Origin of the sequence: Streptomyces sp. NBC_01334, from assembly GCF_035983595.1 — a bacterium.
In the GTDB taxonomy this organism is placed as follows: domain Bacteria; phylum Actinomycetota; class Actinomycetes; order Streptomycetales; family Streptomycetaceae; genus Streptomyces; species Streptomyces coriariae.
Map to the genome: position 1 here is coordinate 2,958,362 of NZ_CP130718.1, position 22,727 is coordinate 2,981,088.

Annotated in this window: 21 protein-coding genes; 16 read left to right on the forward strand and 5 right to left on the reverse strand. The window is 72.7% G+C overall.

Going from position 1 to position 22,727, the window contains the following annotated elements; genetic code table 11:
• Positions 1 to 8 precede the first annotated feature (8 nt).
• Positions 9 to 1,349: a DUF2252 domain-containing protein gene (locus tag OG736_RS13475; protein ID WP_327182643.1), complete on the reverse strand. Its 1,341-nt coding sequence runs from the start codon at positions 1,347 to 1,349 to the stop codon at positions 9 to 11.
• Positions 1,350 to 1,635: 286 nt separating this feature from the next.
• On the opposite strand from OG736_RS13475, the gene OG736_RS13480 reads away from it, so the two are divergent.
• On the forward strand, positions 1,636 to 2,853 hold the full coding sequence (locus OG736_RS13480; RefSeq protein ID WP_327182644.1) for a winged helix DNA-binding domain-containing protein: 1,218 nt from the start codon (positions 1,636 to 1,638) through the stop codon (positions 2,851 to 2,853).
• Positions 2,854 to 2,971: 118 nt separating this feature from the next.
• On the opposite strand, the gene OG736_RS13485 is transcribed toward OG736_RS13480, so the two are convergent.
• A complete protein-coding gene (locus tag OG736_RS13485) occupies positions 2,972 to 3,286 on the reverse strand; it encodes a hypothetical protein (RefSeq protein WP_020126724.1) in 315 nt (104 codons plus the stop codon).
• A gap of 141 nt (positions 3,287 to 3,427) precedes the next feature.
• Here OG736_RS13485 and OG736_RS13490 point away from each other — a divergent pair, with 141 nt between their 5' ends.
• From OG736_RS13490 to OG736_RS13535, 10 genes are all read left to right on the forward strand, one after another.
• Positions 3,428 to 3,787, forward strand: coding sequence for an arsenate reductase family protein (locus tag OG736_RS13490; RefSeq protein WP_020126725.1), 360 nt, complete (start codon positions 3,428 to 3,430; stop codon positions 3,785 to 3,787).
• Positions 3,788 to 3,881: 94 nt separating this feature from the next.
• Complete coding sequence (locus tag OG736_RS13495) at positions 3,882 to 4,673, forward strand: hypothetical protein (RefSeq protein ID WP_327182645.1); 792 nt, start codon at positions 3,882 to 3,884, stop codon at positions 4,671 to 4,673.
• A 129-nt stretch (positions 4,674 to 4,802) separates the two neighbouring features.
• A complete protein-coding gene (locus OG736_RS13500) occupies positions 4,803 to 5,504 on the forward strand; it encodes an SCO2207 family protein (RefSeq protein ID WP_327182646.1) in 702 nt (233 codons plus the stop codon).
• Positions 5,505 to 5,863: 359 nt separating this feature from the next.
• Positions 5,864 to 6,895, forward strand: coding sequence for a glutamine synthetase (gene glnII / locus OG736_RS13505; protein ID WP_327182647.1), 1,032 nt, complete (start codon positions 5,864 to 5,866; stop codon positions 6,893 to 6,895).
• Positions 6,896 to 6,967: 72 nt separating this feature from the next.
• Positions 6,968 to 8,800: a HEAT repeat domain-containing protein gene (locus tag OG736_RS13510; protein WP_327182648.1), complete on the forward strand. Its 1,833-nt coding sequence runs from the start codon at positions 6,968 to 6,970 to the stop codon at positions 8,798 to 8,800.
• A 318-nt stretch (positions 8,801 to 9,118) separates the two neighbouring features.
• Positions 9,119 to 9,712: a winged helix-turn-helix domain-containing protein gene (locus OG736_RS13515; protein WP_327182649.1), complete on the forward strand. Its 594-nt coding sequence runs from the start codon at positions 9,119 to 9,121 to the stop codon at positions 9,710 to 9,712.
• Between the two features lie 66 nt (positions 9,713 to 9,778).
• The gene (locus OG736_RS13520) at positions 9,779 to 10,816 is read left to right on the forward strand and encodes an NAD-dependent epimerase/dehydratase family protein (RefSeq protein WP_327182650.1); all 1,038 of its coding nucleotides are present in this window, start codon (positions 9,779 to 9,781) and stop codon (positions 10,814 to 10,816) included.
• 53 nt (positions 10,817 to 10,869) lie between these two features.
• Positions 10,870 to 12,150, forward strand: a complete 1,281-nt coding sequence (locus OG736_RS13525) for a sensor histidine kinase (protein ID WP_327182651.1) — start codon at positions 10,870 to 10,872, stop codon at positions 12,148 to 12,150.
• Positions 12,135 to 12,791, forward strand: a complete 657-nt coding sequence (locus OG736_RS13530; RefSeq protein ID WP_327182652.1) for a LuxR C-terminal-related transcriptional regulator — start codon at positions 12,135 to 12,137, stop codon at positions 12,789 to 12,791. Before OG736_RS13525 ends, OG736_RS13530 begins: the two co-directional genes overlap by 16 nt.
• A 177-nt stretch (positions 12,792 to 12,968) precedes the next feature.
• Positions 12,969 to 14,549 carry a DUF1996 domain-containing protein gene (locus OG736_RS13535; RefSeq protein WP_327182653.1) on the forward strand — a complete coding sequence of 527 codons (1,581 nt, stop codon included), beginning with the start codon at positions 12,969 to 12,971 and terminating at the stop codon, positions 14,547 to 14,549.
• Positions 14,550 to 14,693: 144 nt separating this feature from the next.
• Here OG736_RS13535 and OG736_RS13540 read toward each other — a convergent pair whose 3' ends face one another.
• Positions 14,694 to 15,134, reverse strand: a complete 441-nt coding sequence (locus OG736_RS13540; protein WP_327182654.1) for a hypothetical protein — start codon at positions 15,132 to 15,134, stop codon at positions 14,694 to 14,696.
• A gap of 124 nt (positions 15,135 to 15,258) precedes the next feature.
• Between OG736_RS13540 and OG736_RS13545 the strand changes: the two genes are divergently transcribed.
• The 5 genes from OG736_RS13545 to OG736_RS13565 all read left to right on the forward strand — a co-directional run bounded on the left by OG736_RS13545 (position 15,259) and on the right by OG736_RS13565 (position 20,644).
• Positions 15,259 to 15,738: a tetratricopeptide repeat protein gene (locus OG736_RS13545; protein ID WP_327182655.1), complete on the forward strand. Its 480-nt coding sequence runs from the start codon at positions 15,259 to 15,261 to the stop codon at positions 15,736 to 15,738.
• 44 nt (positions 15,739 to 15,782) lie between these two features.
• The gene (locus OG736_RS13550) at positions 15,783 to 17,726 is read left to right on the forward strand and encodes a hypothetical protein (protein ID WP_327182656.1); all 1,944 of its coding nucleotides are present in this window, start codon (positions 15,783 to 15,785) and stop codon (positions 17,724 to 17,726) included.
• Positions 17,727 to 17,843: 117 nt separating this feature from the next.
• A complete protein-coding gene (locus tag OG736_RS13555) occupies positions 17,844 to 18,746 on the forward strand; it encodes a metal-dependent hydrolase (protein WP_327182657.1) in 903 nt (300 codons plus the stop codon).
• On the forward strand, positions 18,746 to 19,780 hold the full coding sequence (locus tag OG736_RS13560) for a PDR/VanB family oxidoreductase (RefSeq protein WP_327182658.1): 1,035 nt from the start codon (positions 18,746 to 18,748) through the stop codon (positions 19,778 to 19,780). Before OG736_RS13555 ends, OG736_RS13560 begins: the two co-directional genes overlap by 1 nt.
• 174 nt (positions 19,781 to 19,954) lie before the next feature.
• Entirely contained in the window at positions 19,955 to 20,644 is a 690-nt protein-coding gene (locus OG736_RS13565; RefSeq protein WP_327182659.1) for a TetR/AcrR family transcriptional regulator, read from the forward strand.
• Between the two features lie 43 nt (positions 20,645 to 20,687).
• Here the strand turns inward: OG736_RS13565 and OG736_RS13570 are convergent, their stop codons facing one another.
• Together OG736_RS13570 and OG736_RS13575 are read right to left on the reverse strand one after the other, a co-directional pair.
• A complete protein-coding gene (locus tag OG736_RS13570) occupies positions 20,688 to 21,059 on the reverse strand; it encodes a 5-carboxymethyl-2-hydroxymuconate Delta-isomerase (protein WP_327182660.1) in 372 nt (123 codons plus the stop codon).
• A gap of 34 nt (positions 21,060 to 21,093) precedes the next feature.
• Positions 21,094 to 22,722 (reverse strand): SpoIIE family protein phosphatase, encoded by a 1,629-nt coding sequence (locus OG736_RS13575; RefSeq protein ID WP_327187601.1) that lies wholly within the window; start codon positions 22,720 to 22,722, stop codon positions 21,094 to 21,096.
• Between the last annotated feature and the right edge of the window lie 5 nt (positions 22,723 to 22,727).

Sequence of the window (22,727 nt, forward strand, 5' to 3'; positions counted from 1 at the left end):
CGCGGTGCTCAGACGCCCGGCGCCGCGCTCACCACGCCCGCCACGACCGCCGCGCCCAGGATCGCGTGGTCGGCGGCGGTCCGGTCGGCGTAGGCCAGGGCGAAGTCGGCGACGGCGCGTTCGAAGGTGTCGGCGCCGCCGAGGTAGCCGGCGATGGCGACGCGGTCGCCGGACCGGGCGTGGGCGCGGGCCAGGGCGGTGCCGCACAGCCGGGCGTACGCCGCGAGGTCGGCCGGGGACATCCCGGCGACACCGCCTGGGTTCTTCAGATCGCGCAGCTGCCGCCAGTAGAAGGCGCGGCTCTGCGGCCCGGTCATCCAGCCCAGGAAGACGTCCCCGGCGGCCTGGAGCAGCCGCTGCCCGGCGACGACCCGGTGGCCGGGATGGACGTACGGGCCGCTGGGCAGGTGCTCCTCCAGGACGGACGCGCGGGCCTCCTTGATCTGCAGGAACAGCGGGTCGTCGGTGTCGCGCCCGGCGAGCAGCACGATGAAGCAACGGGTGCCGACGCTGCCGACGCCGACGACCTTGCGGGCGGCGTCGACGAAGCGGTAGCGGTCCAGCAGCAGACGGCGCTCCTCGGTGAGGGTGGAGCGGTAGTCGCTGAAGATCTTGCGCAGGGCGGCGCTGTCGGAGGCGCCGGCGGGTTCGATGAGCGGTGGGTCGTGGATGATGCGGCGGCGGCCGTCGACGACCTCGGTGAGTTTGTCGAGGGCCTGAAGGCTGGTGCGGCGGCGGGCGCGGGTGAGGCTGCCCCCGGCCCGTCCGCGGCGCCGGGCGGCGCGCAGCAGGGGCAGCAGCCGTTCGGCGTCGATGCGCTCGTACCAGACGGCGAGCTCGTCGAGCCGGGACAGCCGGCGTATGGCGGTGCGGTAGGCGGCCACGGCCTCCAGGGCGGCACGGTGCACCCTCGGCTCGGGGTGGCCGTTCTCGCGGGCGGCCACCGCGACGGAGGCGGCGAGGCGTTTGACGTCCCACTCGAAGGGCCCGGGGAACGTCTCGTCGAAGTCGTTGAGGTCGAAGAGCAGCCCCCGCTCCGGGGAGGCGTACAACCCGAAGTTGAGCAGATGGGCATCGCCGCACAGCTGCACCGTCAGCCCGGTGTGCGGCTGCGACGCCAGGTCGGCGGCCATGAGGGCGGCCGAGCCGCGCAGGAAGGCGGACGGCGAGGCGGCCATCCGCCCGTACCGGATCGGCAGCAGCTCGGGCAGCCGGTCCCGGCCCTGCCGCTCCAGCACGGCGACGGGGTCGGGGCGGTCGACGGACGGGACCCAGAGGGCGTGGGCGGAACGCGGGACGCGCTTGCGGGCGTCCCGGCCGCGTCGGGCACGGTCGGTGGGGGTGGTCATCCGCGTCGCCTTCGCACCACATCCGCCTCCCGGTTCACCACATTTCCCGGCCTCCTGTTCGCAGTGAAGGCCGGGAGGGGAGCGTCCGCATGTCGGGTACGTCAACCGGGTGACAGCCGGCGCGCCCGGCAGCCCCGGCCCCCTCGGCGGTCCTGGAGCGCCCCCGGGGGCTCGGGTGCCGTCGGCGTCACGGGCGTCGGGACCCGGTTGTCAGTGGTGTCGGGAAGGATGGCGGGCAGGGACGAGTGCCGGACGGCGACGGGGCGACAAGGGGTGGAGGCCGGTAATGGGTGACGGGCTGCGGTACATCGGTGTGGCCGAGCGGCGGGCGCGGCTGGCCCTGCGGCACCGGCTGGCCCCACGGGCGCGGGTCGCGACACCCGAGGCGGTGGCCGACGCGCTCCTCGCCCTGCACGGCTCGGACCCGGCGACGGTGTACCTGGCGGTCGGCGCCCGCCTCGCCGACCCGGCGGCGACGGTGACGGAGACCGACCGGGCGCTCTACGCGGACCGCAGTCTCGTCCGGATGCACGGCATGCGGCACACCGTCTTCGTGTTCCCGACGGAGTCGACGGCGGTCGTGCACGCCTCGACCGGCCTGGCGGTCGCCGCGCGGGAGCGGGCCACCCTGGTGAAGGACATGGCGAAGGCCGGCGCACCGGACGCGGCCTGGCTGAAGGAGGTCGAGGAGTCGGCGCTGGCCGCCCTGGCCCGGCTCGGCCAGGCGACCGCGGCCGAGCTGGCCCGCGAGGAGCCGCGCCTGCGGGAGCAGTTCGTGTACGCGGCGGGGAAGCCCTACGAGGGCGTCCACACCGTCGTGACGCGGCTGCTGAGGGTGCTGGGGGTGGAGGGCAAGGTGGTCAGGGGGCGCCCCCTGGGCTCGTGGACGTCGAGCCAGTTCCGCTGGGCTCTGGCCCCCGCGCACGCCGAACTTCCGGTGGCACAGGCCCAGTCGGAGCTGCTGCGGCACTGGCTGACGGCGTGCGGCCCGGCCACGGAGGCCGATCTGAAGTGGTGGACGGGCTGGAAGGTGACGGACGTCCGCCGGGCGCTGACGGCGATCGGGGCGCGTGCGGTGACGCTGGACGAGGGGACGGGGTACGTCGTCGAGGACGACGTGGATGCCGTGCCCGCCCCGGGCGAACCGTGGGCGGCCCTGCTGCCCGGCCTCGACCCGACGGCCATGGGCTGGCAGGCCCGGGACTGGTATCTGGCCCCGGAGCTGCGCCCCGGCCTGTTCGACTACAGCGGGAACGTGGGCCCGACGGTGTGGTGGAACGGCCGGGTGGTGGGGGGTTGGGCCCAACGGGCCGACGGCGAGGTCGTGTGGCGGATCCTGGCCGGCGAGGACAAGGGCGACGGCAAGAGCGGCGGCGGCGAGGGCGTGGGCGCCGAGGCGAGGGCGGCGATCGAGGCGGAGGCGGCGCGGTTGGAGTCGTGGCTGGGGACGACCCGGGTGACACCGAGGTTCCGCACACCGGTGGAGAAGGACCTGGTGAGGTGATCCCCGGACCCCGCATCCGTCCCCGGAGTCCCTGCCCTCGCCCTGGCCCCGCCCCCGGACTCCGCCCCTCGACGCCGACGCCGGGTGCCGTCACCGGGAACGGCACCCGGCGCCCGGTTCAGCGTGAGTACCGCAGCAGCGCCCGCACCATGTGGCACGTCGTGTCCGACGGCGAATGAACGCCGATCAGCTCCGCCGTGCTGCGGATCTTCTCGTTACGGGCCTGGTTCGGCATATACACGCCCAGGTCGAGCAGGGCGATGGCGAGGCGCATCGCCTTCAGGCGACGGTTGTGCGTGACGTACCAATCGCGCGGTCGCCCGGGCGGCAACGGCCGCTTCTCGACGGGCACATACGGCAGGTCGAGCTGGACGGAACGCTTCGCGGTGGACTGGGTCGGCAACGGCTTCGGCTTCAGTGCGGCAGCGGGCACAGGCATCCTCCTGTCGCGGTCAGGGCCCGGTCCGGAACCTCCGGCGAACCCTCGAACACTGCTTCTATTCTACTGCCGACCACTGACAATCGCCCCTGATCACAAGGGCTTTCGCGGCTTCGGACCGCTACCGTGTGCCGCATGGAGATCTGGATCAACCCCGCCTGTTCCAAGTGTCGCAGCGCCCTCACAGTCCTCGACGCCGAGGGCGCCGACTACACCGTCCGCCGCTATCTGGAGGACGTGCCGAGCGAGGACGAGATCGCGGCCGTACTCGATCGCCTCGGTCTGGAACCCTGGGACATCACGCGCACCCAGGAGGCCGTGGCCGCGGAGCTCGGCCTGAAGGACTGGGCGCGGGACGCGAGTACGCGCGGACGCTGGATCACCGCGCTCGCCGCGCATCCCCGGCTCATCCAGCGCCCCATCATCACGGCGGACGACGGCACCGCGCTGGTGGCCCGCACCGACGAGGCCGTACGGGACGCGTTGTCCCGCTAGAGGCGTTGTCCCGCTGGAGGAGCGCTTGCCGGACGGACGACGATGCGTCCGGCGGCGGCAGTCGGCGCGCGGCGCACTGCTACCCTCCGCCGCCATGACCTTCGGTGATCAAGGGCTCGGACTCCCTCCCGAGCAGGGGCGAATACGACGGCGCCGGCGGGCCCGGCGTTCGGCGGCCGTCGGGTCCTGCGCGGCCCTCGTCGCCGCCGTGGCCGCCGGCACCGTGCTGATCGCGGACGAGGACGACGGTGACCGGACCACGTCCGCTCCCCCGGTGACGGTGACCACGACCGCCTCGGGTCTCGTAGCCGTACCGTCCGGGGACGCGGGCCTCCTGTCCGGCGACCCGAGCGCGCTCCGCTCCCTGCTCGCCCGCCCGATCGTCCGGCCGGAGCAGGCGTTCCCCTCGACGAGCGTCCGGCTGCGGGACGGCTCCCGTTACGCCCGCGTCGACCTGTCCACCACCGTCGACTGCGCTCGGGGCGTGTCGCCCGCGCTCGCCCGGCTGGTCGAACAGGGCGAGGGGTGCTCCCGGTCGACGGCGGCCCTGTTCACGGACACCGAACGGCGCTCGCAGGTGACGGTCACCGTACTGAGCTTCGAGCGGGTGGAAGACGCCTCGCGCGTGTTCACGATGGCCTCGACGGACCCGGTGACGTATCAGGTGGACCCGCTGGATCCGCCTCCGGAGGCCGGCCTGCCGACGGTCCCGCCGGGCTCGGCCGGGGTCTCCCGCCGGGCGATGACCGTGCGGTCGGTGGTGTTCGCGAACGGGCGGTGGGGCGAGGGCGCGAAGACCGGGGAGGCCGAACTCACCTCCCGGACCGAGGGGTTGCTCCGGCGGGTCGACGACACGGTGGCGGCGTACGAGGAGGGGAGGAACTGACTGCGGCCCCGCACCCCTCGACTCGGGTGTGACGCACGCCACTTCGGTTGACTCCTGTAACCGCTGAGTAACCTCGTTCGGTATCTCGTACATAGCGGCGTACGCTCCCCTACCCCTCAGGAGGCGCGCATGTCGCGCAGGAGAAGTCTCGGCACGAAGAAGAAGATCGCGCTGCTCGTCAGCGCCGCGGCGGTGGCGGGCGCCGGCGCCTTCGCCATGGCGTCCACCTCGAACGCCTCACAGAGCGGGCAGGACGCCAGGACGCTGTCCGCCGGGGACTCGACCGTCTGCGCGGGACTGGCCACGGCCCTCGGCAACAACGAGAAGTTCATCGAGGGCCAGAGGACGAACCCGGACGCGCAGTCCGAGGCCCGGATCGCCAACCGCGAGGCGGTCATCGCGCAGATCAAGGTCCAGCAGCAGGCGTCCGGCTGCGTCGTTGGGGAGTCGGCTCAGGACTCCCAGGCGACACAGCCCTCGCAGGCCGCTTCCGCTCCGGCCGCTTCCGCACCGGCGGCCTCCGCACCGGCCGGAAACACGGGTAACGCGGGCAACGCGGGAAACGGCGGCGGTGCCGCCTCCGGCCAGCAGGTCTGCAACGGTTCCACGGTGACGCTCTCCGGCGAGGGCGGTGCCCCGGCCGCGTCGAGTAACCAGTTCCCGGCGGGGACCAAGCTGAAGGTCACCAACCTGGACAACAACAAGTCCACGACCGTCGAGGTGACCTCGGTCTCCGGCAGCTGTGCCCTGCTCAACAACGCGGCCTTCGAACTGGTCCGTGAGCCCGGCAAGTTCCTGATCCGCCGGGCCCTGATCGAGAAGGTGGGGTGACGTCCGGCCACCGGGCACCTCGGTGCACCGGCGGCACCCTCCGGAGCATCCCGTAAAGGCGTACGTGTCATCGGTCCTGCTGCTCGCGGCCACGAGCAGCAGGACCGGCGCGTTCGGGGCCCACGCGTCCCGGGGCCCCGCGCGTCGCGGCGCGCGGGTGCCCCTCGCGTACGAACCCACCGATTCACCGCTCACACCGTGAGCCGCACCACAGAACCACCAGGTAACACGGGGTTCACATTCGAGCAATGATCGGGAAATCGCCTGTTGACAAGCTGCCGGGCAAACAGGCGGCGCCCCAGTGCCGCAGCGCCGCAGCACCCGCAAGTGCGTCAGACACACCCCGAAGGAAGTGGCCCGTGACCTTCAAGGCTGAGTACATCTGGATCGACGGCACCCAGCCGACGGCGAAGCTCCGTTCCAAGACGAAGATCATCGCGGGTGAGCCCGCCGGTCTCGACGCGCTGGGGATCTGGGGCTTCGACGGGTCCTCCACGAACCAGGCCGAGGGGCACTCCTCGGACCGTGTCCTCAAGCCGGTCTTCACCTGCCCCGACCCGATCCGCGGCGGCGACGACATCCTCGTCCTGTGCGAGGTCCTCAACATCGACATGACGCCGCACGAGTCCAACACGCGTGCCGCGCTCACCGAGGTCTCCGACAAGTTCGCCGCGCAGGAGCCGATCTTCGGCATCGAGCAGGAGTACACGTTCTTCCAGGACGGCTACCCGCTCGGCTTCCCCAAGGGCGGTTTCCCGGCCCCGCAGGGCGGCTACTACTGCGGTGTCGGCGCGGACGAGATCTTCGGCCGTGAGGTCGTCGAGGCGCACCTGGAGAACTGCCTGGCCGCCGGTCTCGCGATCTCCGGCATCAACGCCGAGGTCATGCCCGGCCAGTGGGAGTTCCAGGTCGGCCCGGTCTCCCCGCTCGAGGTCTCCGACCACCTCTGGGTGGCCCGCTGGCTGCTCTACCGCACCGCCGAGGACTTCGGCGTCGCCGCCACCCTCGACCCGAAGCCGGTCAAGGGCGACTGGAACGGCGCCGGCGCGCACACCAACTTCTCCACGAAGGCGATGCGCGAGGGCTACGACGCGATCATCACCGCGTGCGAGTCGCTCGGTGAGGGCTCGAAGCCGCTCGACCACGTCAAGCACTACGGCGCCGGCATCGACGACCGTCTGACGGGTCTGCACGAGACCGCCCCGTGGAACGAGTACTCCTACGGTGTCTCCAACCGTGGCGCCTCGGTCCGCATCCCGTGGCAGGTCGAGCAGGACGGCAAGGGCTACATCGAGGACCGCCGTCCGAACGCGAACGTCGACCCGTACCTGGTGACGCGTCTGATCGTCGACACCTGCTGCTCGGCGCTGGAGAAGGCCGGCCAGGTCTGATCCGCTCCGCGGCTCTCGCGAAGGGGCGCCCGCCGACTCGGCGGGCGCCCCTTCCGCATATCCTGCGCTCCCATGGGGACGGAGAGAGACCGGGCGAGTCTCGAACGCGCCTACGGCTCGACGGGTGACGTACCCGCACTGCTGCGGGCGCTGGAGTCCACGGACGAGGCCGTGCGCGAGCGGGCGATGGACCGGCTGCATTCCTCCCTGTGCTTCCGGGAGGAGATCCCCACGGCACCCGCGGTGCCGCATCTGGTCCGGCTCGCCCTGCACGGCGCCGGTCCCCGGGCCGAACTGCTCGGCCTGCTGGCCGACCTCGCGAACTGGGCCGGGCACCGGGACGAACAGCGGCGGGCCCGGCGGGCCGTGGCGGAGGCGATGCCGTCCCTGATCCCCTTCGCACACGACGCCGACCCGGCCGTACGCGAGTCGATGGTGCTGCTGATCGCCGCGTGCGGCCGGGAGTCCGGCCCGGCGACCGCGCCCCTGCTGCGGGACCGGCTCGCCGAGGAGACCGACCCGCGGGTGCGCGCCCGGGTCGTGACGGCGCTCGGACTGCTGGAGCCGGGCGATGGTGCCTGGCGGCACCGTCTGCTGGCCGACCCCGAGCCCCGGGTGGCGCTCGCGGCCGCCGAGGACCTGCTGCGCACCGCCGAACCGCCCCTGCCGCACCCGCTGGTGGACGCCTGCGCGCGGGCGTCCACCGCCGCCGCGGAGCAGCCCGAGGAACCGGAGACCTCGCTGTGGCCGGGGCACTACCGGCCGTTCACCGAACGGCTGCTGGAGGACCCCGGGGCCGCGCTGCGGGCCCTCGAGCAGGGGATGCCGCTCGCTTTCGGGATCACCGAGCGCTGGCGGGACCGCGAGGCCGACGTGCTCCCGTGGGCGCTGCGCGAGACGGAGGGCGAGGCCTGGCAGCTGTACCGGCTGGCGCAGCTGACCTGCGCGCTGCCGCCGGAGCTGCACGCGCACGTGCGGGAGCGGGTGCTGCCGCACCTCGCCGACGACAGCCCGGCGGTGCGGGCCGGGGCGGTCACCGCGCTGGCACGCGCGCGCGTGCCGGTGGCCGTGGCGGTCGAGGAGGCGCTGCGGTTGATCGGGGAGGCACCCGGCGCGTACGACACCGTTCGCGTCGTCAAGGCGGTGACCGACGAGTTCGGGGCCGCGGCGACGCCCGTGGCGCGGGCGGTGGCCCGGCAATCGGGGGACGGTCACTCGGAGCTGGTCAAGGTGCTGACGCGGTACCCCGAGGTGGCGGCGGACGTCGTCGAGGAGCTCGCCGGACTGCTGACCCGCCACGGCACCGGCTACCCGTCCGTCGCGGTCGCCGTGCTGAACCGGCTGGGGCGCGCCGCGGGCGACGTGGGCGAGCGGGCGCTGCGGATCTGCGCGAGCGAGGGCGTCCACTCCTCGGTCTCGGCGGAGGCCGCGGTGGCGCTCTGGCCGGTCGCCGCGGACCCCGGGCCGGCGCTGTCCTTCCTCCGCCGGGAACTGACCGCCTCGACCTCTTCCTGGGCGACGAACCTCGCGGGCCGGCTCGGTGCCGCCGCCGCACCGCTGCTGCCGCTCATCGAGCCGCTGCTCGCTCCCCGTACCCCGTCCGGCACCCGGGCCGCGGCCGCACTGGCCGTCTGGCGCATCACCGGCAGGACGGAGGACACCGTGGAGCCCCTGGCCCGGGAGGCGCTCGAGTGGCGGAGGTGCCACCCGGACCCGCCCCACCCGGTGGTGACGCTCACGGAGATGGGGCTCCTCCCCCGCTTCGCCGTGGAACCGCTGCGACGCGGGGCCGAGACACCGCGGCGGGCCGTGAAGGACCTCATGTACGGCGACGCCGCGCATCCGGACGACGTGCTGCGGACCGCCGTCCGGGGGCTCCTCCGGACGGCGCGCGTGGTCGACTGACGCCGACTTCGCGCCAGGAATGGTCCAAGCTGTGAGCGGAGGCTCCTGTTACGGGCGGGTGTCTGCTTCAATGGGCCCATGGCCAGCTTCCAGAAGTGCACCGCGACGGGTCGTCACGACCTCGAGCCCTTCTGGCCTTCCCGTCAGCACCATGACTTCGACCGGGTGTGTTGCCGCGCGATGAACGCGCCGGCCCTCTAAAGCCGTACACCCCGGCCTTCGGCCAGCGCGCACGACGTACGTCCTCGACGAGCCCGACCACGAATCGCGGCCGTCGTCCTCCCCGACGAACTTCTCGCGCGAAAGAGCTGACCTCTCATGGCGAACACCCGTTCTCTCTCCTCCGCTCCCAGCCTCACCGCCGCCACCCCGAACGGCACCGCCCGCCATCGACTGCGGGCCGTCGACCGGGACGAGGTGGTCGACGTCACCGACTTCCTGCCGCCGGGCGCGACCTGGCTGCCCGCTCCCGCACACACCCTGCCCACCCTGCCGGGCCAGCCGCCGATGGTCGGCTACCTGGTGCTCGTCCCGGCCGACCAGCAGCCGCCGTTCCTGCCCGTGGCGGTGCCGGACCGGCCGGCGACCGCGGAGGCCGCCGAGCCCGAGGCCGGCGGGCGTCCGCTCGTACGGATCGACCCCGTGCAGCGCACGGCCGCCGTCGACGGGCAGGAACTCGACCTCACCTACCTGGAGTTCGAGCTGCTCGCGCACCTGGTCGCGCACCCGAACCGGGTGCACACCCGGGACCAGCTCGTCACCACGGTGTGGGGCTACGGGCACGTGGGCGACGGCCGCACGGTCGACGTGCACATCGCCCGGCTGCGCCGCAAGCTGGGCGTACAGCACCGCCAGTCGATCCAGACGGTGCGCCGGGTCGGCTACAAGTACACCCCGCCGACCGGCAACTGACCCGCTCGGTCTGCCGACGGCAGAGCACGGTTCCCTGCCGCGCCCGGACCGGGCACAGTCACCGGTATGAGACTTCTGGTGCTGGGTGGTTCGGAGTTCGTGGGACGGGCCGTCGTCGAGGCGGCCCTCGGGCGCGGCTGGGACGTGACGGTCTTCAACCGGGGACGGTTCGCATCCGCCCCCGGTACCCGGTCGCTGACCGGTGACCGCACCGCGCCCGGCGGCCTCGACGCGCTGGCCGAGGGCGACTGGGACGCCGTCGTCGACACCTGGTCGGCGGCGCCCCGCGCGGTGCACGAGGCGGCGCGGCTGCTGCGGGGCCGCGCACGCCGGTATGTGTACGTGTCGAGCTGCTCGGTGTACACCTGGGCCCCGCCCGCCGGGTACGCCGAGGACGCGCCCGTCGTCGAGGGGGCCGAGCCCGACGCCGAACAGAGCGACTACGCACGGGACAAGCGCGGCGGCGAGCTGGCCGTCCTCGACGCCTTCGGCGCGGAGTCCTCCGTCCTCGTACGGGCCGGGCTGATCCTCGGCCCGTACGAGAACGTCGGACGGCTGCCCTGGTGGCTGACCCGGATCGCCCGCGGCGGCCCGGTCCTCGCGCCCGGCCCGCGCGAGCTGCCCTTGCAGTACGTGGACGTCCGCGATCTCGCCGAGTGGGTCCTCGGCGCGGTCGAGCGGGAGCTGAGCGGGCCGTACAACCTGATGAGCCCGCAGGGGCACGCGACGATGAGCGAGCTGCTGGAGGCGTGCGTGCGGGCCACCGGCTCGGACGCCGAACTGCGGTGGACGGCACCGGAGATCATCCTCGACGCGGGCATCGAGCCGTGGACCGAACTGCCCGTGTGGGTGCCGCCGGGCACCGACATGCACGACGCCCTGCACGCGGCCGACGTCTCCCGGGCGGTGGCGGCGGGGCTGGCCTGCCGTCCCGTGGAGGAGACGGTCGCCGACACCTGGAGCTGGCTGAGGTCGATCGGCGGTGAAGCGCCCCAGCGTCCGGACCGCACCCGCAAGGGCCTCGACCCGGAGGTGGAGGCGAAGGTGCTCGCGGCGGGCGCCGGCGGACCGGGCCCCGAAGGTGTACCTGGCACCACCCTCTGACCGGGGGCGTCGGGCCAGTGACCGCCCGTCCGCGGCTCGGCCAGACTGAGGGCATGAACACCAACACGAAGAGCGGCGAAGGCGGTTCGAGGGCTCGCGGGATGCTGCTCGCCGCCGGACGGGGGCTCGCGCTGGCCGTCGGGTCGCTGCCGCTGAGCATCCTGGGCTTCTGCCTCTCCCTCGTGTCGATGGCGCTGATACCGATCGGGGTCGGGGCCCTCACCACGCCCTACGTGGTGAAGGGGGTGCGCGCCTACGCCGATCGGCGGCGCGCGCTAGCCGAGCGGTGGGGCGGGGTGCGCATCCCGTCGGCGTACCGGCCGGCCCCCGACACCGCCAACCCGTTCCGGCGCACCTACGCGCTGCTGCGCGACCCGGCGACCTGGCGGGACCTGCTGTGGCTCCTGGTGGACATGCCGGCCGGGTACCTGACCGCCCTGCTGCCGGCCGTCCTGGTCTTCTATCCCCTCGAGGGGCTGGCGCTGCCGGCCGGGCTGTGGCGGGTGTACGTCGAGACACCCGGCGTCGCGTACTGGTACGGCTTCGTGCCGGTCACCGGCCAGGCGTCCGCGTTCGGCGCCGCGGCCCTGGGCGCGGTCCTCCTCGTCGTCGCCCACCGGTACGCCGTGAGCGCCCTCCAGGTCCACTTCCTCCTCACCAAGGCCATGCTCACCCCCAGCCAGGCCGAACTGGCGGAGAGGGTGCGGGTGTTGACGGAGACCCGGCGGGACGCCGTGGACACCTCGGCCGCCGAACTGCGCCGCATCGAGCGGGATCTGCACGACGGAGCCCAGGCCCGGCTGGTGGCGATGGGCATGGACCTCGGCACCGTCGAGATGCTCGTCGACAAGGACCCGGTGAAGGCCAAGGCGCTGCTCGCGCAGGCCCGTCAGTCGTCCGCCGAGGCGCTCTCCGAGCTGCGCGACCTGGTGCGCGGCATCCACCCGCCGGTACTGGCCGAGCGTGGACTCGGCGACGCTGTACGGGCGTTGGCGCTGCGGCTGCCGGTCACCACCGAGGTGAACGTCGAGCTCGAGGGCGGCCGGGTGGACGCGCCCGTGGAGTCGGCGGCCTACTTCGCGGTGAGCGAGCTGCTCACCAACGCGGTCAAGCACTCCGGCGCCGGCCGGATCTGGGTCGACCTCCACCATGGTGCGGGCCGGCTGCGGATCTCGGTCACCGACGACGGCGCGGGGGGCGCGGCGATCGGGGCCGGCTCGGGTCTCGCCGGCGTCGAGCGGCGACTGGGTACATTCGACGGCGTCCTGGCCGTCAGCTCTCCTGCCGGCGGTCCCACCATGGTGACCATGGAGATCCCTTGCGTGTTGTCCTAGCCGAGGACCTCTTCCTGCTGCGGGACGGTCTCGTCCGGCTGCTGGAGGCCTACGACTTCGAGATCGCCGCCGCTGTCGAGACCGGGCCCGAACTGGAGCGGGCGCTCGCCGAACTGGAGCCGGACGTCGCCGTGGTCGACGTCCGGCTCCCGCCCACGCACACGGACGAGGGCCTCCAGTGCGCGCTCCAGGCCCGCCGCAGGATGCCAGGGCTGCCGGTGCTCGTCCTCTCCCAGCACGTCGAACAGCTGTACGCGCGCGAGCTGCTCGCCGACGGCACCGGCGGGATCGGCTATCTGCTGAAGGACCGGGTGTTCGACGCGGAACAGTTCGTGGAAGCCGTACGGCGGGTGGCGGCCGGCGGTACGGCGATGGACCCGCAGGTGATCCAGCAGCTGCTGGCCCGGCGCTCGGGTGACGGGCAGGGGCCGGTGGACCGGCTCACTCCGCGCGAGCGGGAGGTGATGGAGCTGATGGCGCAGGGCCGGTCGAACGCGGCGATCGCGGGCAAACTGGTCGTCACCGAGCGGGCGGTCGCCAAGCACACCGCGAACATTTTCGTGAAGCTGGGTTTGGAGGTCTCGGACGACGACAACCGCAGGGTGCTGGCCGTGCTGGCCTATCTGGACCGGGATCGCTGACCTCACCAACTGCTGCGTTGTGTGAGGGTGTTGGGGTTGTTTTGTCGTACGGAGCTCTCATCAATTTCTGAGCGGGCTGAACACCTCTGGGGCCACATGCGTAAAGGAGGGGGCAGCTTCAGCTTCACTCCTGTCGGGCGCCTCGATGCTGCCCCGCAAGGAAGTCAGAGGAGTTCCATGGGACGCAACATACGTAAACGCCGTTCGTCGATGGCCACGAAGGCCGTGGCAGCATCGGCGGCCCTAGCGCTCGGCGGGGGCGGGCTGATCTGGGCGAACTTCTACGCTTCGGCGCACGAGTCGAACTCGGGCCAGAACTCGACCAAGGCCGCCACGGCGGCCGCCCAGGTCGCCACCATCTCCTGCCCGGATGTGGGGCAGAAGCTGACGAACGTACCCAAGGGCGCGAAACAAGGTGTCGCGACCGAGCTGGCCAACCTCGACAAGCAGATCACCGAGGCCTACACCCGGCTCGCCTCCACGCGTCAGGCCCAGGCGAACGACGCCAGCTTCGTGCAGAACGCGATCACCGGCCCCCTCAAGGAGAAGCGCGCCGCCACGATCGACCGGATCCGCATCAACATCCAGCGGTCCGGTGGCCAGTTCAACAGCTCGCTGAGCCAGTTGGCGGCCTGCACCACGCAGGCGGCGAACACCAACGCCGGCCAGGCGGGCAACGGCCAGCAGAACAACGGCGGCCAGCAGAACAACAACGGTGGCCAGCAGAACAATGGCGGCCAGCAGAACAACGGTGGCCAGAACAACAACAACGGCGGCCAGCAGAACAACGGCAACGCCGGCCAGGCGCAGAACGGCCAGGGCGGCAACGGCCCGGTCGCCGCGGACTTCGTGGACATCACGAAGGTCCAGGCCAACGCGCAGCTGGGCGTGGGCGCGAACGGCGCCAAGGCCAACGGCAACAGCGGTTCCCGGGGCACCTTCACCTCGAGCTGCGGCACCAACGGGAACGACAACCACAACACGGACAACGTGATCGTCGCCCCCGGTGTCACCAACGGCGCGCACCACCTGCACGACTACGTCGGCAACCAGAACAACGACGCGTTCGCGAGCGACCAGGAGCTGGCGGGAGCCGGCACCAGCTGCCAGAACCAGGGCGACAAGTCCTCGTACTTCTGGCCGGTGCTGCGTGTCCAGGACGGCTCGCAGGACTTCGACCAGAACAACGACGGTGGTGGCAAGGAAGGCAACGTCGGCAAGATCCTGCAGCCCGCCCAGGCGCAGATCAAGTTCGTCGGCAACAAGAAGGGCAAGGTCGTCGCGATGCCGACGGCCCTGCGCATCATCACCGGTGACGCGAAGGCCTTCGTCAACGGCAACGCCAACGCGAACGTGAACTGGAGCTGCACCGGCTTCGAGAACAAGGTGCAGCTGGAGACCCAGTACCCGATCTGCCCGCAGGGCAGCCAGGTGGTGCGGACGACCAACTTCCAGAGCTGCTGGGACGGTCAGAACATCGACAGCGCCAACCACCGCACGCACGTGGCCTTCGCCCAGGCCGACGGCACCTGCGCCAACGGCTTCAAGGCGATCCCCCAGCTGCAGGTCCGGCTCGTCTACAACGTTCCGGCCCCGAAGCTCCAGAACGGGACGGTCGTGCAGCCGTACGCGGTGGACAGCTTCCCGGAGAACCTGCACAAGCCGATCACCGACCACAACGACTTCATCAACTTCTTCTCGACGAACCTGATGAACAAGATGGTCAACTGCATCAACACCGGCAAGAAGTGCAAGTGACCCGCTGAGCGGGCCGCCCGGTAGAACCTGCCGGTAGCACCGAACGGCAGAGCCGACCGAGAAGGCCGGCGGTGAGGATTCCTCACCGCCGGCCTTCTGGTGTGCGCCGGGTGCACGGGGGGGCGCCGCGCGCGCGGGGTCCGGTCAGTGACCGGAGTGCGAGGCGCCGTCGGAAGGCTCGCCCGACACGTGCGCGGAGTGGTCCGTGCCTTCCTCGATGTCACCGCCGAGCGTCTCCCGCAGCGCCGTCACGGTGCTGGTCTCCTCGCCCACGGCCACCCACTTGCGGCCGACCAGGTAGTGGCCGCCGTAGTCCTTGGCCCCGTTGATCCACTCGCGCTGACCGCGGTCGGTGGCGAAGGTCAGCAGGATGAACTTGCCGTCGCCGTTCTTGCAGAGGGCCTGCCGGAGTTCGTCGGCGTCGGTCTGCATGTCGGGCGTGCACTTCACCTCGGCGGCCAGGTGCTCCAGGCTGCCGGTCGCGGTCACCGGGACGGTCTCCTCGGCCCCGTCGGAACCGCAGCCCGTCAGCACCAGCGCCGCCGCGGCGGCGGCCACCGCGAGCATCGGTCGGGTCATCTTCATCCGTTCCTCCCTGCAAGAGCCTCGCACTGGATACGGCTCTCACGCACGGTGCGCTCAAAATACCCCTGCCCGGTGGGGACACCCGTGCGAGAGTGTGCCGGTGAACCAAGACTGGGAAGATCGCGTGACCGCCGCCTGGGCCGGCTTCGACGAGTATCCGGAGGAGCGCGCGGACGAGTTCCGGGCCGTGATCGACAAGCTGGTCGCCGAACTCCCCGAAGACAGTCCGCTGGGCCCGTTCGAGCAGGCCTGCGCCTGGGACTCGACCGGCCACTCGGACCGGGCCGCCCCGCTGTACCGGGACGCGCTCGCGCGCGGGCTGAGCGAGGTGAGCGGCTACAAGGGCAGGCGAGCCAAGATCCAACTCTCCAGCTCCCTCCGCAACATCGGACAGGCGGAAGAGGGCGTCGAGCTGCTGACCGCCGAACTGGACGCCCCTTCGGACGAGTTGGACGACGCCGTACGCGCCTGTCTGGCCCTGTGCCTGTCGAGCCTCGGCCGCGACCGCGAGGGCCTGTCCCTGGTGCTCGGCGCCCTGGCCCCCCATCTGCCGCGCTACCAGCGGTCGATGGCCAACTACGCGAAGGCGCTGCGGGAGGACTGACCCACCCGGGGTGACCATCCTCCGTTTCGCTCGTTCTGCTGGACGTGCAGTCACAGGATGTCGCCCCGCGCCCCGCACCCGGATCCTCCGCCGACCGGACCGTCGACGTCGAGCAGGCCGAGGCCGCGCTCGTCGAGCACTACCCGCGGCTCGTCCGGCTCGCCTATCTGGTGCTGCCCCCCGGCCTCGGCCGCAGTCGGCGCGTCCTGACCGCCCACGCCCTCGCCCAGCGGGCCCTGCCCCGCGGCAGCGCCTCGACCCCCGTCATCCCGGCCCAGAACGGGGGCGCGGGGGACGGCCGTGACGGCGACCCCGGGTACGCCTACATCCGCCTCCAGGTGGTGCGTTCGGCGCTGGAGGCGGGGCTGCCGCTGCGGCTCCGGGCCCGGCGCAGGCGCGCGCAGCTCCCGCCGCTGCTCCCCCAGGTGTGGGGCCTGCGGCTCTTCCCCCGCTCCGGCGGCGCCGACGAGCTCGCCCTGGACCAGCGCCTGGCCACCCTGTCGGGCCCGGCCCGGGCCGCCTACGTGCTGCGCGGTCTGGAGCGGCTCCCCGACGGTGACGTGCGCGAGGTGCTGACCGGGTCCGGTGTCCCGGGCGCCGAGGTGACGGCGGCCCTGCGCGAGGCCGGCCAGGTCCCCGCCGCCCAGTACGCCCTGCTCGACTCCCCCGAGTTCGACGCCTGCTCGCTCCAGGTCCGGCCCACCGATCTGATGCGCCGCCGCCGGCACACCAGGGCCGCGCTGGCCGCCGCGGCCGCGCTCGCCGTGTGCGGCGCCCTGGTCGTGCTGCCCGGCGGCGGCTGGGGACCCGACGGCGCGGCGGCCCCGCCGTACGCGCAGAACCCGGCCGCCGAGGCCGCCCTCGACCCCGGGCGGCTGGTGAAGGTGTCCCCCGCCGCCTGGAAGACCTCCGCGCGCACGGACTTCTCCGTCTGGCCCGCGCGCGGGCCCCTCACCCGCGACAAGGCGCTGCTGCGCCGCACCCTCGCCGTCTGGGCCCGCCCCGGCAAGGCCGTGCGCGTCTCCGCCACCCCGCAGACCCCGTTCGGCGGCCCCGCCGGACCGCCCCAGCTCCTCTACGCGGGCGAGGTCGACAACGCGCGCGTGGTGATCCTGTACGACGGTCTGCGCATCGCCCGCTACGCCGAGCCGAAGGACGGCACCGCCGGGGCGGCCCTCGACTTCGCTCGGGTCGACGGCGCGACCGGCCCCGAGGCGGGCGCGCTGGTGCTGGGCCGGGCGGACGGCAACGTGCGTTATCTGACGGCGCCCTGGGTGACGAAGGCCGGCGAGCGGGACCTGTCGAAGCCGGGTGCCGGGGTGATGGACCTGACGCTGACCGACGGGATCACCTCGCCGCTGTCCAGTCCGGCCACCCATACCGGCACCTGCACGACCTGGAACGTGCTCCAGCTGACCGACGCCTCCGGCACCCATCTGCTCAGCGACCTCGGCGAGCTCGTCCCCGCCCGTCTCACCGCGGGGCGCCCGGCCGCGCCGAAGGAGGCGAGCGGCACGGCGGCGCTGCGGACCTGGGCGCCGTTCGCCTGCTCGCTGGCCGACGCCCGCGGACAGGGCGTACGGACGGTCAACGCCTGGGGCTACACCCGGCAGCAGCTGCCCGACGCGAACGGAGCGGCGACCTGGGTGTGCACCCGGGCCGAGACCTGGCGGGGCGACGGAAGCAGGGTGCTGGCCCAGTTCCACACGCCGGGCGGGCTGTTCGGGGCGGCCGTGGCGAAGGCCGGGGACGTACCGGCGTGCGGGCCGCGCGATCCGCATGTGCTGGCCGGGGTGCTGTGGAAGTCGAAGGGCGGCGACTGGTACCTCCTCGCCGCCGGCGACAAGGCGACGGCGTCCGTCCGGGCGACCGGCGGGGTGACCGGGTCCGGCCAGGGCAACCTGCTGGCGGTCCCGACGAAGCAGGGCGCGCAGGCCGGCCTGGAGGGCAGGCTCAAGGACGGGCGGTCGATCAGCGGACTGCGCTGACCCGTCCGCGGGCGCATCGGTGGGGCGGGCCGCGTGAGCGGCCCGGCTGAGCAAGTCGTGCGGGCGAGTTGTCGCACAGGGGTTCACCCCCGCCCTACCCGTCAGTACATTGACACCATGTCTAACAAGCCCGAGGGGCGGCCGGACGAGCGGGTCACGCTCAAGGCACGCAAGGTGTCCTTCTCCTGGGAGGGCACCCCGCTGCACTGGGTGCCGGGGGACCCGTTCGCCACGCACACCATCAACGTGCTGCATCTGCTGCTGCCGGCCGGCGAGCGCTGGTTCGTGCACGTCTACCGGCAGGTGCTCCCGTACATACGCGACGAGCGGCTGCGCGAGGACGTCATCGGGTTCATCGGGCAGGAGGCGATGCACTCCCAGGCCCACGACGAGGTGCTGCCGCATCTGCGGGAGCAGGGGCTCGACCCGACGCCGTACACCGCGCAGGTCGACTGGTTCTTCGAGAAGCTCCTCGGTGACCGGACCCTGCCGCCGGGCCGGGCCCGGCGCTGGTGGCTGATGGAGCGGGTGGCGCTGATCGCGGCCATCGAGCACTACACCGCGTTCCTCGGCGACTGGGTGCTGAACGCCGAGGAGCTCGACCGGCGGGGCGCCGACCCGACCATGCTGGACCTGCTGCGCTGGCACGGGGCCGAGGAGGTCGAGCACCGGTCCGTCGCCTTCGACCTCTTCACCCACGTCGACGGCGGCTACCGGCGACGGGTGCGGACCTGGGCCACGGCGTTCGCGGCGCTGGTGTTCCTGTGGCAGCGCGGGACCCGCTTCTTCATGGAGAACGACCCGACCCTGACCGACGGCCGCGCCTCCTTCAAGGCCTTCTACGTCCGCGGCAGACGGGGCACGCTGCCCGCGACCGGCGACCTGCTGAGGTCGGTCCCGCGCTATCTGAGCCGCGCGTACCACCCCTCGCAGGAGGGCTCCACCGAGCAGGCGGTCGCCTATCTCGCCTCCTCCCCCGCCGCGCTGGCCGCGCTCGCCGCGGAAGAGAGGGCGTCGTGATGCCGAAGCCGCTGACCGCCGTGGCCGTCGCGGGCGCGGCGCTGCTCGTCCGGCGGGCGCTGCGCCGCCGGATCCAGGTCTCGCCGCTGTGGCCGATGCCCGCGCTGGCGGAACCGGTCTCCGGCCGGCCCCGGTCGCGGGCACTGCGGCTGCGGGTCACCGCACGGCACGAGATCGCCGAGGGAGTCGTCCGACTGCGGCTCGAGGGAAGCGAGTTGCCGCGCTGGGAGCCGGGGGCGCATCTCGATCTGGTGCTGCCCTCGGGCCTGGTACGGCAGTACTCGCTGTGCGGGGACCCGGAGGACACCTCCTCCTACACCGTCGCCACGCGGCTCGTCACGGACGGGCGGGGCGGCTCGCGCGAGGTGCACGAGCAGGTGCGGGAGGGGACGGAGGTCGAGGTGCGGGGGCCCCGGAACCGTTTCCCGCTCGTCGAGGCGCCCTCGTACGTCTTCGTCGCGGGAGGCATCGGCATCACACCGATCCTGCCCATGCTGCGGGCCCTCCCCGAAGGCGCCGAGTGGCGACTGCTCTACGCCGGTCGGACACGGGCCTCGATGCCGTTCCTGGAGGAGGTCGAGAAGCTCGGCGGGGAGCACCGCGGCCGGGTGACGGTGGTGGACGGACGGCCCGGTCTCGACGCACTCCTCATGGACCTGCCCGAGGGGGCAGCCGTCTACTGCTGCGGCCCGGAAGGGCTGATGGCGGCGGTGGAGGAGCGGGTGCCGCACGTCCGCCTCGAGCGGTTCGCGGCGTGTACCGTCCGGGACGGCGACCCCTTCGAGGTCGAACTCAGGCGCACCGGGCGGGTGGTGACCGTCGCGGCCGACTCGACCGTGCTGGCCGCCGTCCGCGCCGAACTGCCGAACACCCTCTACTCGTGCGAGCAGGGCTTCTGCGGGACCTGCCAACAGCGGGTGCTGGCGGGCGAGGTGGAGCACCGGGACGAGCTGCTCACCGACGCGGAGCGCGGCGACTCGATGCTGATCTGTGTCTCCCGGGCGCGCAGCGAACGCCTGGTGCTGGACATGTGATCCGGCACGCGGCCCTGCGCTCCCCCCGGCACGCGGAACGACGGGTGACGCGACGGGCGGGGCGAAAAATGACTGACATGTGACCGGACAAGCAGTCGGTTAAGTGACGGATGGGGTGAACGTCTGCACCGGTCCGATCCGTTCCGGGCCGGAACCGATCGGTAAGGTGTTCGCATGACTACCGGGGTTCGTCGCAGAATGGGAGTCGAGGAGCGTCGGCAGCAGTTGATCGGCGTCGCCCTCGAACTGTTCGCCCAGCGCTCGCCGGACGAGGTCTCCATCGACGAGATAGCCGCGGCCGCGGGCATCTCGCGCCCCCTCGTCTACCACTACTTCCCCGGCAAACTCAGCTTGTACGAGGCCGCGCTGAAGCGGGCCTCGGAGGATCTGGCGGGCCGGTTCGCCGAGCCGCACGAAGGACCTCTCGGCTCGCGGCTGCTCCGCGTGATGCGCCGCTACTTCGACTTCGTCGACGCGCACGGCCCGGGTTTCGCCGCCCTCATGCGCGGCGGCCCGGCGGTCGGCTCCTCGACCACGAACGCCCTCATCGACGCCGTACGCCAGAACGCCTACGAACAGATCCTGTCGCACCTGGGGATCACCGACGCGCCCCCGCGCCTGGAGCTGATCGTCCGCTCCTGGATCTCGCTCGCCGAGTCGACCGCTCTGATCTGGCTGGACGGGCGGCGCATCCCGCGCGAGGAGCTGGAGGTCCAGCTCGTACAGGACTTCGCCGCGCTGACGGCCGTCGGCGCGGCCCATGACGACGACCTGCGCACACTGCTGCGCCCCGTGCTGGGCGGCGAGCCGGCCGACGGGCCGTTCGGCGACCTGGTCACCCGGCTCATCGCCCTGGCCTCCTGAGACCGACCGCCGCCCGGGCCCTGTCCCGGCTTCGGCTCCGGCTCTAGCTCTCGTACTTGCGGTACGACGGGTCGAGGTCGCGCACCTCGGCGGAGGCGTGCACCGCCGAGACCCGGTCGGTCGGCTCGATGTGCTTGCGCAGCAGTTCCAGTACGGCTTCGGTGAGCTTGGCCTTGGTCTCGTCGGAGCGGCCGGCGAGCAGGGCGAGCGTGACGTGCACGATCGCCGGCCCGCTCGGCTCCGTCCCTCCCACCAGGTCTCCCACCACGTCGTCCTCGGTCCGCAGGACCCGCGTCTTGCACGCCTCGAGCCGCGCGGCCGCTATCTCGACGACCACCGGGTGCAGCGCGAGCGCGAACGCGTTCCAGTCGACGTGATCGAACCCCGAGGAGCGTTCGACGGTGATCTGCGGCATGGGCACTCCCGTTCTACGGCAAACAAGGCTCAGCCTAGTTCGTCAGCCGCAGGGCCAGCATCGCGATGTCGTCCTCCCGGTCGTGGCCGAAGCTGGTGAGGAGGGTGTCGCACAGCGCGTCCAGGCCCGGCATGGCGCCGATGGCCGCCGCGCGCAGCTGCTCCATCGAGACCGCGAGGTCGGTGCCCCGGGTCTCGATCAGACCGTCGGTGACCATGAGAAGCCGGTCGGTGGGCTCGAGGAACAGCTCGGTGGGCGGCGGGTGGGGCACGCCCGGGCCGAGCAGCGGGCCGGCCGCCTTGGCGTAGTCGGCGCCGCCGGTGTCCCGGACGATCAGCGGCGGGATGTGCCCCGCGTTGGCGATCCGGACGCGCCCGGTTCCGGGGTCGATCAGGACCAGACAGACGGTCGCCGTGACCTCGGGGTGGTAGAGCTGGAGCATCCGGTCGAGGCGCTCGGCGAGCACGGCCGGGTCGCTCTCGTCGACGCAGTAGGCGCGCAGCGCGTGCCGGATCTCGACCATGACGGTGGCCGCCTCGAGCGAGTGCCCGACGACGTCGCCGACCGCGGCCAGCACCCCTTCCCCGGTGCGCAGGGCGGCGTAGAAGTCACCGCCGATCTCCGCCTCCCGGGACGCGGGCACATAGCGGACGGCGACGTCGACGCCCGGCAGTTCGGGCAGCCGCTGCGGCCGGGGAAGGAAGCTGTGCTGAAGGGTGAGCGCGACGTGCCGCTCGGCCTGGTACATCAGCAGCGGCTCGGCGGCGAGCGCGGTGGCCTGGGCGAGCCGGGCCAGCCGGGACTCGGTCTCGGGGTCCACCCGGCGGACCCCTCGGGTGGGGGTGGCCAGACACACCGAGGACCTGCCGTCCTGGGTGGGGATCAGCACCAGCCGGGCGTCGTGCGGCACCCCGGGCCGGAAGAACCCCGCGGGCCACAGCGGCGCGGCCACCGTGGTGATCCGCACGCCCGCCTGGCCGTGGGTGAGCCGCCGCAGCAGTGCGACCACGGCCTGGTGGGCGTCCTGGTCCGGCAGCGCGAGCGAGGTGCGGTTCCTGGAGGTGCCGCGGTGCAGCACGTCGTCCGGGCCGAGGACGAAGACGGCGGCGGGAGAGCCGGTGAGCCGCGCGGTGCCCTCGGCGGCGGCTTCGGCGAGTTCCTGCGGGGCGCGCGCCGCCTGGATGCCCACGATCGCCTCCGACAGCAGTGACAGCCGCCGGGCCGCCGCCTGGTCGTCGGCCCGCAGCCGCGCGGCCCGCACGGCCGCCCGGACCACCGCGTCGATCTCCTCGGGCTCGGCGGGCATCGCCAGGTGGGCCTCGCCGCCCGCGTCCAGCCCCTGCCCGCGGTCGCCCGGGGCCACGTCACCGGCCGAGAAGTGCACGACGGGCAGCCCGGCCATGTGCGGCCGGGCCTTGAGCCGACGGCACAGCTCGAAGCCGCTCATGTCCGGCAGCTCGACGTCGACGAGGGCCACGTCCGGCAGGGCGCCCTTGCGCCGCCGTACGTCCAGTTCGACGAGGGCCTCATGACCGGTGCCGACCGCGACGACCTGGTGACCGGCGCGTCGCAGCACCACACCGAGGGCGAACCGGCCGGCCGCCGTACGGTCCACGACCAGCACGGTCGTGTCGGTCCGTCTGTCGCTGACGTCGGCGTTCATCTGCT